The organism is Vibrio sp. 1CM2L, from assembly GCF_023161695.1.
Lineage (GTDB): Bacteria > Pseudomonadota > Gammaproteobacteria > Enterobacterales > Vibrionaceae > Vibrio > Vibrio coralliirubri.
This window is the reverse complement of the sequence record NZ_JALNTT010000001.1, coordinates 1,088,943-1,102,532: the sequence shown is the minus strand read 5'-3', so window position 1 is coordinate 1,102,532 and position 13,590 is coordinate 1,088,943. Positions and strand designations below refer to the sequence as shown.

At 47.0% G+C, this 13,590-nt stretch carries 12 protein-coding genes; 11 read left to right on the top strand and 1 reads right to left on the bottom strand.

Annotated elements, in window-relative coordinates; genetic code table 11:
* Nucleotides 1-30: 30 nt before the first annotated feature.
* Both MSG34_RS04750 and MSG34_RS04745 read left to right on the top strand, forming a co-directional pair.
* Nucleotides 31-822, top strand: coding sequence for a CLCA_X family protein (locus MSG34_RS04750; protein WP_248336426.1), 792 nt, complete (start codon nucleotides 31-33; stop codon nucleotides 820-822).
* Between the two features lie 83 nt (nucleotides 823-905).
* On the top strand, nucleotides 906-1,229 hold the full coding sequence (locus MSG34_RS04745) for a DUF4144 domain-containing protein (RefSeq protein WP_248336425.1): 324 nt from the start codon (nucleotides 906-908) through the stop codon (nucleotides 1,227-1,229).
* 113 nt (nucleotides 1,230-1,342) lie between these two features.
* Here MSG34_RS04745 and MSG34_RS04740 read toward each other — a convergent pair whose 3' ends face one another.
* Complete coding sequence (locus MSG34_RS04740; protein WP_004732879.1) at nucleotides 1,343-2,671, bottom strand: anaerobic C4-dicarboxylate transporter; 1,329 nt, start codon at nucleotides 2,669-2,671, stop codon at nucleotides 1,343-1,345.
* A 411-nt stretch (nucleotides 2,672-3,082) separates the two neighbouring features.
* Between MSG34_RS04740 and MSG34_RS04735 the strand changes: the two genes are divergently transcribed.
* From MSG34_RS04735 to guaD, 9 genes are all read left to right on the top strand, one after another.
* Nucleotides 3,083-3,742 (top strand): HAD family phosphatase, encoded by a 660-nt coding sequence (locus tag MSG34_RS04735; RefSeq protein WP_248336424.1) that lies wholly within the window; start codon nucleotides 3,083-3,085, stop codon nucleotides 3,740-3,742.
* A 163-nt stretch (nucleotides 3,743-3,905) separates the two neighbouring features.
* Entirely contained in the window at nucleotides 3,906-4,532 is a 627-nt protein-coding gene (locus MSG34_RS04730) for an HD domain-containing protein (RefSeq protein ID WP_248336423.1), read from the top strand.
* A gap of 42 nt (nucleotides 4,533-4,574) precedes the next feature.
* Nucleotides 4,575-5,102 carry an N-acetyltransferase gene (locus MSG34_RS04725; protein WP_248336422.1) on the top strand — a complete coding sequence of 176 codons (528 nt, stop codon included), beginning with the start codon at nucleotides 4,575-4,577 and terminating at the stop codon, nucleotides 5,100-5,102.
* Between the two features lie 89 nt (nucleotides 5,103-5,191).
* Entirely contained in the window at nucleotides 5,192-5,878 is a 687-nt protein-coding gene (locus MSG34_RS04720) for a DNA-3-methyladenine glycosylase I (RefSeq protein ID WP_248336421.1), read from the top strand.
* Between the two features lie 194 nt (nucleotides 5,879-6,072).
* Nucleotides 6,073-6,807, top strand: a complete 735-nt coding sequence (locus tag MSG34_RS04715; protein WP_048611788.1) for a GntR family transcriptional regulator — start codon at nucleotides 6,073-6,075, stop codon at nucleotides 6,805-6,807.
* Between the two features lie 452 nt (nucleotides 6,808-7,259).
* Nucleotides 7,260-8,705: a xanthine dehydrogenase small subunit gene (xdhA, locus tag MSG34_RS04710; protein WP_282449636.1), complete on the top strand. Its 1,446-nt coding sequence runs from the start codon at nucleotides 7,260-7,262 to the stop codon at nucleotides 8,703-8,705.
* Complete coding sequence (gene xdhB, locus MSG34_RS04705; RefSeq protein WP_248336420.1) at nucleotides 8,698-11,088, top strand: xanthine dehydrogenase molybdopterin binding subunit; 2,391 nt, start codon at nucleotides 8,698-8,700, stop codon at nucleotides 11,086-11,088. The genes xdhA and xdhB overlap by 8 nt, the downstream gene beginning before the upstream one ends.
* Before the next feature lie 54 nt (nucleotides 11,089-11,142).
* Nucleotides 11,143-12,024: a xanthine dehydrogenase accessory protein XdhC gene (gene xdhC, locus MSG34_RS04700; protein ID WP_248336419.1), complete on the top strand. Its 882-nt coding sequence runs from the start codon at nucleotides 11,143-11,145 to the stop codon at nucleotides 12,022-12,024.
* A gap of 59 nt (nucleotides 12,025-12,083) precedes the next feature.
* The gene (guaD, locus tag MSG34_RS04695) at nucleotides 12,084-13,418 is read left to right on the top strand and encodes a guanine deaminase (protein ID WP_248336418.1); all 1,335 of its coding nucleotides are present in this window, start codon (nucleotides 12,084-12,086) and stop codon (nucleotides 13,416-13,418) included.
* Nucleotides 13,419-13,590 lie beyond the last annotated feature (172 nt).

The window sequence follows — 13,590 nt, the reverse complement described above, 5'->3', positions numbered from 1 at the left end:
TCATTCTTACGTCTGTTTCCAAGGACCCTTTTGAAGTTAACTCACTTTAAGTATAAAACGCGCGAAGGCCCAGACTACCGACATGGCGATCAGGTGTCTTTTATGGACATCAAACAGACCTTCGGTATGGGCAGCATTCGTGTGGGGGCTTGGGTCACGAAAGAAGAAAAAGAGTTGGCCGCAAATCTGATATTCGACTCGCTAGCCGACTTGGCTTACATCTTGGCTTTGCCACCAGAGGCAATTGGCCTTCGCGGCACATTAGGCTTAGCGTTTGGCAGTGGTGGCAGAAAAGGCGTACAAGCACACTACGCCCCAAACCAAAGAGAATTAGCCCTCGCCAAGAACGCTGGAGCTGGCGCGCTCGCACACGAGTTTTGGCATGCATTTGACCACTACATCGCCGAAAAGGCGTTTGAGATTGGTGACACCTCCGGTCCTCGCAAGCAAATCTTGTTCGCCAGTGACTGTTGGTTGCACGATAGAAAAGTACGACCTCATCCATTAAACGAGAGTTTGATGTCTCTGTTTGACGCCACTTTGCTTAGCGACAATAACTTAGACAAACACGATTACGTGGCTCGCAGCGTGATTGCCGACAAAGCGATGTCTACCCGTTACTTCTCACTACCCACAGAGATGATGGCGCGTGCTTTTGAGTCCGTGATTGAATCGTGCTCCGATATCAAGAACACTTATCTGGTCGATGGCACAACCAAGCCTGATATGTACCCCGTGTATCCTGATATGACGCATCGAGAAGAGATATATCAAGCCCTGCAAGGTTACTTCGCACCATTAGGGCGATCTTTGAGTAAATAGCGCTTAGGACAGCACATGACCAAAGCTTCGAAAGCGTTTATAGTCCAGACACACACTTCAATATGCATGATTTAGAGGCAGTAATGATCTGTTGGCCATCCTTAGTAAAACTCGCCGGTGACGATGAGCTTATTTACGTCGCGTCAGAACAAGATTTCCAGGTGGAATGCTCAGATATGATCTTGGGCGAAGATGATTACCTCATAGATTCAGTTGGCGACAGCTACTCGCTACAATCAAACTCAAACCAACTGGGTTTAGCTAAACGAGCTGAGCAGTATTCGGTTGAAAGCGTGACTAAACTGATTCGAAACCACGAGTTTCAAAAAGCTGAAGTGTGCCTGATGAAGATCCACTTCCTAACGATTGAAGAAGCAATTCAGTCGCTGGCTTTTGAGCCACGTTAATAGCTCTCCTGAAAGCTAATAAACGAAACCTGTTAAAACAAAAACAGCGCCTCAATAGGCGCTGTTTCTCGTTTCTTATCTCGCTAGTCGATTAAGCGACAATTAAGCGACAATTAAGCGATAAAAATCTGTGCCAGTGCGTAGCCTAAACAACATGCGCCCACGACACCGATCAAACCAACCGACATAAATGAATGGTTGAAGTACCACTTACCAATCTTGGTAGTGCCAGACACATCGAAGTTCACTGTTGCGATGTCTGATGGGTAGTTCGGGATGAAGAAGTAGCCGTAAACCGCTGGCATCAAGCCGATAAGCAGTGCTGGGTCTAATCCTAAGCCAAGACCAACCGGTAGCATCATACGTGCTGTTGCTGCTTGTGAGTTCACCACAACCGATACGATGAATAGCGCTAGTGCGAACGTCCATGGGTAGTTGGTCACCATTTCCACGATGCCAGATTTGAACTGAGGCATTGCGTATTGGAAGTAAGTATCCGACATCCAAGCGATACCGAAGATAGCAATTGCTGCCACCATACCCGATTTGAATACCACACCGTTTGGCACATCACGCGGGTCAGTTTTGGTTGCCAGCAAGATGATACCGCCGAAACAGAGCATCATCATTTGGATGATCACCGACATCTTGATTGGCTTGTCGCCGTCTACGATGGTTCTGATCTCAGGCACCATCGCCACGATTACAATCACGACAATCGACAATAGGAAAATCAATACCGCATTACGAGCCGAAGTTGGCAGTACTTCATCCAAAGAGGTCGCAGTGGTGCTTTCGATACGCTTTTTCCACTCAGGATCTTTTAGGCGTGCTTGGTATTCAGGATCGTCGTTCAGTTCTTTACCGCGTTTCAAGCTATACAGAGAAAGCAAAAGTGTGCCGAACAAGGTTGCAGGAACCGTCACCATCAAAATCGAAAGCAGAGTAATAGAGTGTTGGATATCAGAAAGTTGCGCGAGGTAATAGACCACAGCAGCAGAAATTGGTGATGCCGTGATAGCTAGCTGAGACGCAACAGACGCAGCCGCCATCGGGCGCTCAGGACGAATACCATTCTTCAACGCAACATCGCCGATGATTGGCATAATTGAGTAAACCGCGTGGCCTGTACCCAATAAGAATGTCATCGAGTAAGTCACGAACGGTGCAATCAAGGTAACGCGTTTCGGGTTCTTTCTTAGCACCCTTTCCGCCACTTGCAGCATGTATTTCAAGCCACCTGCCGCTTCGAGGATCGAAGCACAAGTAACAACTGCGAGGATGATCAGCATTACGGTGACAGGTGGAGACGTGGGTGGCATCTTGAAGACAAACACCTCAATAACCAAACCAATACCAGAAACAACCCCTAAGCCAATACCGCCATACCGAGACCCGATATAAAGGACGACTAATAAAAATAGAAACTCAAAATACAACATAAGCAACCCTGCTAAAAATGTGGACTAATGTTATTTTCTCCCTAAGCTCAGCCATTTACTTATTGCTTGGTCACACTATGATTGCAGGCTCCCGGTAATTGTTTTTTATAAGATTATGGTCACGCTAACACGCCCGTAAGTTTATGAAATGTAATAAGAAGCCAGACTCACAAGCTAGATTTGTTATGTGGAATAATCATAATTGTTTCTGTTAGATCTGGATGGCCTATAAAATATCAGGCTCATAACTGAACGATATTATTCAACCCGCAATCAATCATACTTAAAGTCATTCAGAAGCATATTGCCGAGCCGATTGGATACATTCTTACTGAACGCTGACTCGCCTATCACTAGACACTATGTCAAAATACTCGCCCTCACGACGACAACACAGAAAGAACCACGTATATGAATTTTCAAGCTGCTATTTTTGATATGGATGGACTGCTGCTCGACACCGAGCGACTTTGTATGCAGGTTTTTGAAGAAGCATGTCACGCGCAAGGTGTTCCGTTTTTGCAGGATGTTTACCTAGGCATCATTGGTTGTAACGCAAAAACCATCGAACAGATCTTTAGAAATGGCTACGGCGAAGGGTTAGATTACCCAGCATTGAACCATGAATGGCGCACTCGCTACAGTGCGATTGTTAAGCACCAAGCAATCCCAGTAAAAGATGGCGTGATTGAGCTGCTTGAATGGCTAAAATCGAATGGCATTCCAATCGCGGTGGCGACCTCCACTCAGCTTGATATCGCGAAGAAGAAGCTTGAGCTGGCTGGCCTAGATTCGTACTTCACCTCGTTAAGCACAGGCTGTGAAGTCACCAATGGTAAGCCTCACCCCGAGATCTACCTGCTAGCGGCAGAACGCTTAGGTGTTGCACCTGAAACCTGCCTAGCGTTTGAAGACTCAAACAACGGTATTCGTGCATCAATGGCAGCCAACATGATCAGCTTCCAAATTCCAGATTTAGTTGAACCTTGCGAAGAAGTAAAGGCGCTTGGTCACACGATCAGCCCATCGCTGCATCATGTGCTGGCGCAACTGCAACAGGCCGCAGCTTAAAAGCCGATACAGCAAATAAAGACCAATATTAAGCCGACTCACTGAGTCGGTTTTTTTGTGGGTATTCCTTTTATAAAAGATAAAAAATCGCGCTATAAACTGTTACAGTCGATATGAAACGATGGAAATCGAGAAGCAATATTGATAATGGAGAAAGAAACGCGTGATTGAAAGATTTGAAAGCCAACTGCTTGATTTTGCACAACAAGAAATGACACAAGATGCGGCGCATGATATCAGCCACATCAAGCGCGTCGTCAAAGCTGCTAAGGCTTTATGTACTCAAGAACAAGCTAAGCTTGAGGTCGTTCTGCCTGCCGCTTACCTTCATGATTGTTTCACCTTTCCCAAGAACCACCCAGACAGAGCCCAAAGCTCACAAATGGCGGCAGACAAGGCGATCTCTTTCCTCAAATCTATCGAGTATCCCGCGTCCTACCTTGATGAGATCCATCACGCCATTGTCACTCACAGTTACAGTGCCAACATCACACCAGAAACCTTGGAAGCACAGATTGTTCAAGATGCTGATCGCCTAGATTCTCTCGGTGCAATTGGCATTGCTCGCTGTCTATACGTTGGCCAAAGCTTTAACGCAGAGCTTTATAACCACGAAGACCCGTTCGCCAAGCATCGTGACTTAGATGACAAGAATTACAGTGTCGACCATTTCTACGTGAAGCTATTCAAGTTAGCTGAAACCATGAACACAGAATCCGCCAAGTTAGAAGCCAACAAGCGCACCGACTACATGCGTGGCTTTCTTGAGCAGTTGGGCTCGGAAGTTTAACGGCTTAGGAAAACAGATACACGAGAAGGAAGAGAGAAGGATATGGAAATAAACCGCTTTAAAGCATCCGACGCCGAAGAGATCGTCACTTGGTTTACATCCCTAGAAGACTACGTTCTATGGGGTGGGCGAACATTTGGTTGGCCGTTGGAAGCGGCTTCAATCATCGAACGATCTCAAGAGCCACATGTCGAGTTATATACCTTCTCTGCATCTAAGTCACACTCAGAACCGAACGCCGATTCAAGCGCCGACTCAAACACTAATAACTTGCTTGGCTTTATGGAATTTCAACGCATGTCAGACAACGAACTTCGTTTCTGCCGAGTCGCGATTCACCCAAACCTTCGAGGCAAAGGGTTAGGACAATCGATGCTTGAAACGGCCTTAGAGGCTGCGAAAGAAATACCGAATGTCACCACCATCACCTTAGCCGTATTCAAGCAAAACCACGGCGCAAAACGCTGCTACGACAAAGCGGGCTTTGAGGTAGTAGACAAAGAGCCGAGCGTGAAAGAGTTCAATGGTAAAATATGGCCCTTGTATCAGATGGAATTAAAGCTCTGCTAGCTGGTTTTGATCAGCAGACTGGTTTTAATTGCTAGATTCAACCCCATATCATTAAGCATTGGCTACACAGATGTAATTTGGAACCTCCAATGACCCAAGAAAAATTCGACACCATTTATCAACGTGCGGCTCACCGTAAAGGCGGAGCAGCAGAACTCGAAAAGATTGTTCGTGCGCCCCTTTCACAAGCTGAGCTATCACAAATCACAGACGATCGTTGGCTCGCCGCCTTTACTGAAAAGGTATTCCAATGTGGTATTTCGTGGAATGTGGTGAGAAAGAAATGGCCGCAATTCGAAGAAGTGTTCTTTGAATTCGACATCGAAAAGATGCTGATGCTGCCGAACGAGATGTGGGAGCAGAAAGCGCAAGACCCGCGCATTATTCGCCACCTGACTAAGGTGATGACCATCCCAGCCAATGCCACCATGATTCACAACGCCAAGCGTGAGGCCGATTCGTTCTCACAAATGGTTGCCGACTGGCCATCAGAACGTATCACAGAACTTTGGGATTATCTGAAGAAACACGGCAAGCGACTGGGCGGAAATACTGGTGCCTACACTCTGCGCCAAATGGGTAAAGACACCTTCATCTTGTCATCAGATGTTGAAGCACACCTACGCAGTACCGATGTGGTCGATAGCGGTCGTAACACCAAGCGAGCACAAGTCGCGGCGAGTAAGGCTTTCAACGAATGGCAACAACAATCAGGTCGTAGCCTCAGCGAAATTAGCCAGATCGTGGCGTACAGCTGCGGCGATAATCACGTCTAGTTTTAGGGCTAATGACTTAAAGCTCTAGATTGCACACAGTTCCCTGCAAACTAAATGTTATAAGTCATTAACAAATAAGCGTGCATCGCACTTTCATCCAGTGGCATTGTATAGATAAATGTATACAATATAGAGTAATACTCATGAATTATTCTCGACCAACCCAACTCGACTAAACAAGGGTCCTTATCTCTATGACAGTTCTCAAAAACTCTGTCTCCAAAGGTGTAAAAACGAAAGTAACAGGCCAGACTCAAGACGATGTTGTTTACTGCCATATCTTCGACGCGATACTAGAACAAAGGCTGCCACCAGCCACCAAATTAAGCGAAGAAGCACTAGCAGAAATCTTTGGCGTTAGCCGTACTATTATCCGCCGTGCCTTGCTGCGCCTCTCCTTAGAACAAGTTGTGGTGATCCGTCCTAACCGAGGTGCTGTGATTGCAGCCCCAACAGTAGACGAAGCCAAACAAATCTTTAAAGCACGTGAAGTGATGGAAATTGCTATCACTGAGCTGGCGGTTAAGAACGCAACCAAAGCCCAAATCGACGAGTGTAGAAAACTGGTCGCGAAAGAGAACTGCGCCTTTGACCAAGGTGACTATGGTTCTGGCTTACGTTTATCTGGTGAGTTCCACATCAAACTGGCTGAAATGGCTGAGAACGCGCCACTGCTGGCTTTCCAACGCAGCTTGGTATCGCAAACCTCTCTGCTTATTGCCCAGTACGAAACCGGTAGCCACTCGAACTGCTCTTTGGATGAACATGAAGGATTACTGGATGCGATAGAGTCTGGCGATGAAGAGCAAGCCGTTGACCTAATGCGAGAGCATTTAAGCCACATTCGCTCCAAGCTCAACCTAGACAGCAACACAGCTTCGAGCGATCTGCATGTGGTGTTCTCTGATCTGCTCAAGAGCAAATCATAGTTCTGCTAACTAGATAGCCAAATCTTTTGTTAACAACTTTTTGTTAACAAAACAGAAGAGAAGTAAGCCTCAGCGTTTACTTCTCTTTTTTATGCCTGAAACCCTCTTCCATCGTTAGAAAATCACCACAACTTCCCTTGCTCACCTTGTTATTACTTGCCTGAATGAGGCTATAGAACTGAATAACACCGATTCGCTCACCTCCTTAAACTCCTACAATTTTTGTATACATAGATAAAAACACATTCACACCATTAAACTTACTAAAAGACCGCCAACTCTTTATAAAACAAACAAATAGATAACAAAATAAATTGTATACAATTCACCCTAACACCTCATTGTTGCATTTTTGTAAATAAATAGTTGACCGCAGGGTCAGGATGGATAATTATTGACCTAGAAGTCAAAAAGAATACACATGGAAATATGTCGATATACAAGGAGGTCTCTTGATTACTTTTTTGCTCAATCAGGAAATAAGACGTGAAGACAATCTGTCACCTAACATGACAGTGCTCAACTACCTTCGTACCAAGATAAATAAGACGGGTACAAAAGAAGGTTGTGGGTCGGGCGACTGTGGCGCATGTACGGTAGTTCTGGGTGAAGTGGTTGATGGACAACTGCAATACCGCTCGGTGAACTCTTGCCTTACGTTCGTTTCAGCGCTGCATGGCAAACAACTGATCACGGTAGAAGATCTGCAAAATCGAGATCGCTCTTTGCACCCAGTGCAGAAAGCAGTGGTGGATTTTCACGGTTCACAGTGTGGTTACTGCACGCCGGGCTTCATCATGTCGATGTTTGCCCTAGGCAAGAACAAACCCGATGCGAGCAAAGAAGACGTCATGGAATCACTGGCAGGTAACCTATGTCGCTGTACGGGCTACCGACCAATTGTTGATGCCGCGATGTCGCTTTCAACAGACCAACCTTTGATCGACCAGTTTGCTGAGCTCGAACGCAACACCATCAAGAAGCTAGAAAGTATACAAGACACCGAGGCCAACTTACGCCTTGGTCACCTCACCGCTTTTTCCCCGAAAAGTACCGATGAGCTGGCCAAGCTTTTTCAAGCCCACCCGAACGCTAAGCTGGTTGCTGGCGGTACGGATTTAGCTCTGGAAGTGACGCAATTCCATCGTGAGATTGAAACACTGATCAGCGTAAACCTTGTTGAAGACATGAAGGTATGTGAAGAGACCGACACCGATTTAATCATTGGCGCTAACCTGCCTATCAGTGATTCTTACTCACTACTGAAAAAATACTACCCAGATTTTGGTGAACTGTTGCATCGTTTTGCTTCACTGCAAGTACGTAACCAAGGCACCATCGGCGGTAACGTGGCGAATGCCTCGCCTATCGGTGACACTCCTCCTCTGCTGATTGCCCTAAACGCGAAGATCAAACTTCGTTGTGGTGACGAATCACGCACTATGCCAATTGAAGATTACTTCATCAGCTACAAAGTGACGGCGCAAAAAGAGAGTGAATTCATTGAACAGATCATCATTCCTAAGCCAACTAACGACAGCTTCCGAGCTTACAAATTGTCTAAGCGTTTAGATGATGATATCTCTGCAGTGTGTGGTGCATTCGATATTCAAATCGAAGAGGGCAAGGTTTCTTACGCTCGTATCGCCTTTGGCGGTATGGCTGCAACACCTAAGCGCGCGGCGCGTTGTGAAAATACGTTATTAGGCAAACCATGGACAGACGCTAATATTAAGTTAGCGATGCAGGAACTGTATAACGACTTTGAGCCGCTCTCTGATTTCCGTGCAAGCCAAGAATACCGTTCATTGTCGGCGGCCAACATGCTGCGTCGCTACTTCATTGAACAACAGAACAAAAACAACCAAATCGAAACAAGGGTAACGTCTTATGTCTAAATCACACGAGCATGCGATGACCCACGAAGAGATGGTTACCATTGCAAAACAAGACCTAAAAACTGGCGTAGGTAAAAGCGTTAAACACGACAGTGCAGCCAAGCAAGTCACGGGCGAAGCGGTATACATTGATGACCGCCTTGAGTTCCCAAATCAGCTGCACGTTTACGCACGCCTGAGCACTCAAGCACACGCCAACATCACCAAAATAGATTTATCACCGTGTTACGAATTTGAAGGCGTGGCAATTGCCATTCAAGCCAAAGACGTACCGGGTGAACTGGATATTGGTGCAATTCTTCCGGGTGACCCACTGCTTGCTGATGGCAAGGTGGAATACTACGGCCAACCTGTGATTGCCGTGGCAGCTAACGATTTAGAAACCGCGCGCAAAGCTGCACACGCTGCGATCATTGAATACGAAGAGCTTCCAGCGATTCTTGATGTAAAAGAAGCGCTAGAGAAAGAACACTTCGTCACAGAGAGCCACACTCAACAACGTGGTGACTCTAAAGCCGCACTGGCACAAGCGAAACACGTGATCTCTGGTGACCTAGAGATCGGCGGCCAAGAACACTTCTACCTAGAAACTCAAATCAGTAGCGTGATGCCAACCGAAGACGGCGGCATGATCGTGTACACCTCGACTCAAAACCCGACCGAAGTTCAAAAACTGGTGGCGGAAGTGATTGGCGTACCAATGCACAAAGTCGTGATTGATATGCGTCGTATGGGTGGTGGTTTCGGTGGTAAAGAGACTCAAGCAGCCTCTCCAGCATGTATAGCTGCGGTTATAGCTCACCTTACAGGCCGACCTACAAAAATGCGTTTGCTGCGCAATGAAGACATGCAGCAAACTGGTAAACGCCACCCGTTCTACAACCAATACACCGTCGGTTTTGACAACAATGGCGTGATTCAAGGTGCCGACATTACCGTTGCAGGTAACTGTGGCTACTCACCAGACTTATCAAGTTCTATTGTCGACCGCGCGATGTTCCACTCAGACAACGCCTATTATCTAGGTGATGCAACAGTGGTCGGTCATCGATGCAAAACCAATACAGCATCGAACACCGCTTACCGTGGCTTTGGTGGCCCGCAAGGCATGATGACGATTGAACACATCATGGACGAGATTGCGCGTTACCTGAAAAAAGATCCTTTGGAAGTACGTAAAGCGAACTACTACGGCGAAGAAGGCCGTAATGTGACCCATTACTACCAAACCGTTGAAGACAACTTTTTACCTGAGATAACCGAACAGCTTGAACGCAGCAGTGACTATCACGCACGTCGTAAAGAAATCGCTGAGTTCAACAAGCAGAGCCCTATCTTGAAGAAAGGCCTTGCGATCACACCAGTGAAATTCGGCATCTCGTTTACTGCGACTTTCTTGAACCAAGCAGGCGCGCTCATCCATATCTACACCGATGGCAGTATTCATTTGAATCACGGCGGTACGGAAATGGGGCAAGGCTTGAACATCAAAGTGGCACAAATCGTTGCACAGGAGTTCCAAGTCGATGTCGAACGTATCCAGATCACCGCTACAAACACAGACAAAGTTCCGAACACATCACCAACCGCAGCCTCATCGGGCGCCGACCTCAACGGTAAGGCCGCGCAAAACGCCGCAATAACCATTAAGCAGCGCCTGATCGACTTCGCTTCTTCGCACTTCAAAGTGTGGCCTGAAGAGGTCGTATTTAAGAACGGCATGGTGCAGATCCGCGATGAGATCATGACCTTCAACTCATTTGTTGAACTGGCTTGGTTTAACCAGATTTCGCTATCGAGCACTGGTTTCTACCGCACTCCGAAGATCTATTACGATCACGAGAAAGCACGCGGTCGCCCGTTCTACTACTACGCGTATGGCGCCTCTTGTTCAGAGGTTATCGTCGATACCCTAACTGGCGAAAACAAGATTCTACGTGTTGATATTTTGCATGACGTGGGTGCTTCACTGAACCCAGCGATTGATATCGGCCAAGTCGAAGGTGGCTTTGTGCAAGGTGTCGGTTGGTTAACCACGGAAGAGTTGGTTTGGAACCAGCAAGGCCGCTTAATGACCAATGGCCCGGCAAGCTACAAGATCCCAGCGATTGCTGATATGCCAATTGATTTCAGAACGCACCTTTTGGAAAACCGCAGCAACCCAGAAGACACCGTCTTCAACTCGAAAGCCGTGGGTGAGCCCCCTTTCATGTTGGGTATGTCGGTATGGAGCGCACTGAAAGATGCGATTAGCTATGTTGCCGTCGATGGCGCGATTCCTAAGCTCAACACACCTGCAACGCCAGAACGTATTCTGATGGCGATTCAGGAAGTGACTGAAACGGCTCCGACTTCGGTCGATGCTCAATCAGAAACGGCTTAGGGCTCATATCGATCGTTTAGCTTGGGAAGCATAAAAAGGGATTTAGGAGGACGTATGTTTAAGGATAATTGGATTCACGAACTGGCAAAACTGGAAGAGAACTACGAACCGTGTGTGATGGTGACGGTTCTTGAAGACAGAGGCTCAGTGCCACGTGATGCAGGCACCAAAATGCTTGTCACTCGTGACCGAATCATCGCTACGATTGGTGGTGGTCACCTTGAACATGTGGCCACTAAAATGGCTCGCGAGATGCTGATTGCCAGCGAAAAATCACTCAAAGTAGAACGCTTCAACCTAGGCGCTCGTCTAGGCCAATGTTGTGGCGGAATGGCGACGTTAAGCTTTGAACCGATTGGCACTCAGCAGAATCACCTTGTGCTGTTTGGAGCTGGCCACGTTGCCAAAGCGCTGCTGCACATTGTCGCGACTCTGCCCTTCCGTGTAACCTGGATTGATGAACGTGAAGAAGTGTTCCCTGAAACGCTGCCACACGGTGTTAAAAAGCTTGTCTCAGACGATCCAGTCGGTGAAGTGAAACACATGCCACCGAACAGCTACTACCTTGTGATGACCCACAACCACCAGCTCGATTTTGACCTAACCAAAGCCATTATCGACCGTGAAGACAGTCGTTATTTCGGCATGATTGGCTCACTAACAAAACGCAAGAAGTTCGACTTCCGCTTGGAACAACGCGGCTATAGCCAAGAGCAGATCAACACAATGATTTGTCCGATTGGTATTAGCTCTGTGAATGGCAAACACCCAGCAGAAATCGCGGTATCGGTTGCGGGTGAACTGATCGCACACTATCAAGGCCAAGCCCTTGAACAAAAGCGCCCGACCAAACAATATCGAAATCAGGATTTGACCGATCAACACAGTCAACCAAGCGACGTAGGCGAACCACCATTGGAAGAGAAGATCGCCTAACACAAGTCGCAAAGCTTTAGCGGCCATAACGTCGCTGAAGTCATTAAAAGGAAGTAAACATGACAACGCAAAGCAAAGCTTATCGCGCCAGTATTTTACACAGCGTCGCCGACCCAAAAGATGTCGGTATCGATGAGTCTTACGACTATTTTGAAGACGGTGTTTTAGTGGTTGAGAATGGCCATGTCGTCGACTTAGGCCATGCCGATGAGGTATTAGCTCGCCAACCTAAAACACTCGAAGTTAAAGAATACAAAGACAAGCTGATCACCTCTGGCTTTATTGATACGCACATCCACTACCCTCAAACAGGGATGATCGCGTCTTACGGTGAGCAGCTTCTTGATTGGTTAGAGAACTACACCTTCCCAGAAGAAAAGCGCTTCAAAAATCCAGTTTACGCACACAAAGTCGCGAAGCTATTCCTAGACGAATTGGCAAGCAACGGCACCACTACGGCACTGGTTTTTGGTACAGTGCACAAAGAGTCGGTCAACGTATTCTTCGAAGAAGCAGAGAAGCGTAACCTGCGTATGATCGCGGGTAAGGTTCTGATGGATCGCAATGCGCCTGATTACCTCACCGACACACCAGAATCTGGCTATGCAGACTCCAAGGAACTGATTGAGAAATGGCACAACCGCAGCCGTTTGCTTTACGCGGTAACGCCTCGTTTTGCGCCAACCAGCACACCAGAGCAACTTGCTACTGTCGGTAAACTGCTAGAAGAATATCCAGACGTGTACATGCACACTCACCTTTCTGAAAACGAGAAAGAGATCGAGTGGGTGAAATCGCTGTTCCCGGAGCGCGACAGTTACCTAGATGTCTATGACCATTACGGACTACTTCATAAGCGTTCGGTATTTGCTCATGGTATTCACCTTTCTGATTGTGAATGTAAACGCCTTGCTGATACTGAATCTGCTATCGCCTTTTGCCCAACTTCGAACTTGTTCTTAGGCTCAGGTCTATTCCGATTACCTGAGATGGAAGAACACGGCATTCGTGTCGGCGTGGGGACTGATGTTGGCGCAGGCACCAGCTTCTCGATTCTGCAAACCATGAGTGAAGCGTATAAGATCATGCAGCTACAACATAAGAAGCTGCACCCGGCTAAGTCGCTCTTCTTGGCAACACTAGGCGGCGCTCGCTCGCTGCATTTAGAAGACAAAATTGGTAACTTGGAAGTCGGAAAAGAAGCGGATTTCGTGGTGTTGGATCTACACGCAACTCAGCTGATGCGCTTTAGAATGGAACAAGCCACCAAACTGGAAGAGAAGCTATTTGTACTAATGAGTTTAGGTGACGACAGAACCGTTAGCGAGACTTACATCTACGGCGAAAAGGCCTACGATGTAAACTTTAAAGACTACCAAAAGCTCGTTAGCTAGACTTAAAACCGAGTAACAATCGCTAGACAGCGACAAGCCGTCGTTAATTAAAAATCCGTCCAGATTTATCTAGCCTTTAAAGACCAGTTGCTGATGCCACTGGTCTTTTTTGTGCTTCATTCAAAGAAATATAAATTAACCGCTCACAGACAACGATCTTCGGTGACGCCAA

Coding starts and splice junctions, on each gene's coding strand:
- MSG34_RS04745 (WP_248336425.1), top strand. CDS start 906: ATGATCTGTTGGCCATCCTTAGTAAAACTCGCCGGTGACGATGAGCTT.
- MSG34_RS04740 (WP_004732879.1), bottom strand. CDS start 2,671: ATGTTGTATTTTGAGTTTCTATTTTTATTAGTCGTCCTTTATATCGGG.
- MSG34_RS04735 (WP_248336424.1), top strand. CDS start 3,083: ATGAATTTTCAAGCTGCTATTTTTGATATGGATGGACTGCTGCTCGAC.
- MSG34_RS04725 (WP_248336422.1), top strand. CDS start 4,575: ATGGAAATAAACCGCTTTAAAGCATCCGACGCCGAAGAGATCGTCACT.
- MSG34_RS04720 (WP_248336421.1), top strand. CDS start 5,192: ATGACCCAAGAAAAATTCGACACCATTTATCAACGTGCGGCTCACCGT.
- MSG34_RS04715 (WP_048611788.1), top strand. CDS start 6,073: ATGACAGTTCTCAAAAACTCTGTCTCCAAAGGTGTAAAAACGAAAGTA.
- xdhB (WP_248336420.1), top strand. CDS start 8,698: ATGTCTAAATCACACGAGCATGCGATGACCCACGAAGAGATGGTTACC.
- xdhC (WP_248336419.1), top strand. CDS start 11,143: ATGTTTAAGGATAATTGGATTCACGAACTGGCAAAACTGGAAGAGAAC.
- guaD (WP_248336418.1), top strand. CDS start 12,084: ATGACAACGCAAAGCAAAGCTTATCGCGCCAGTATTTTACACAGCGTC.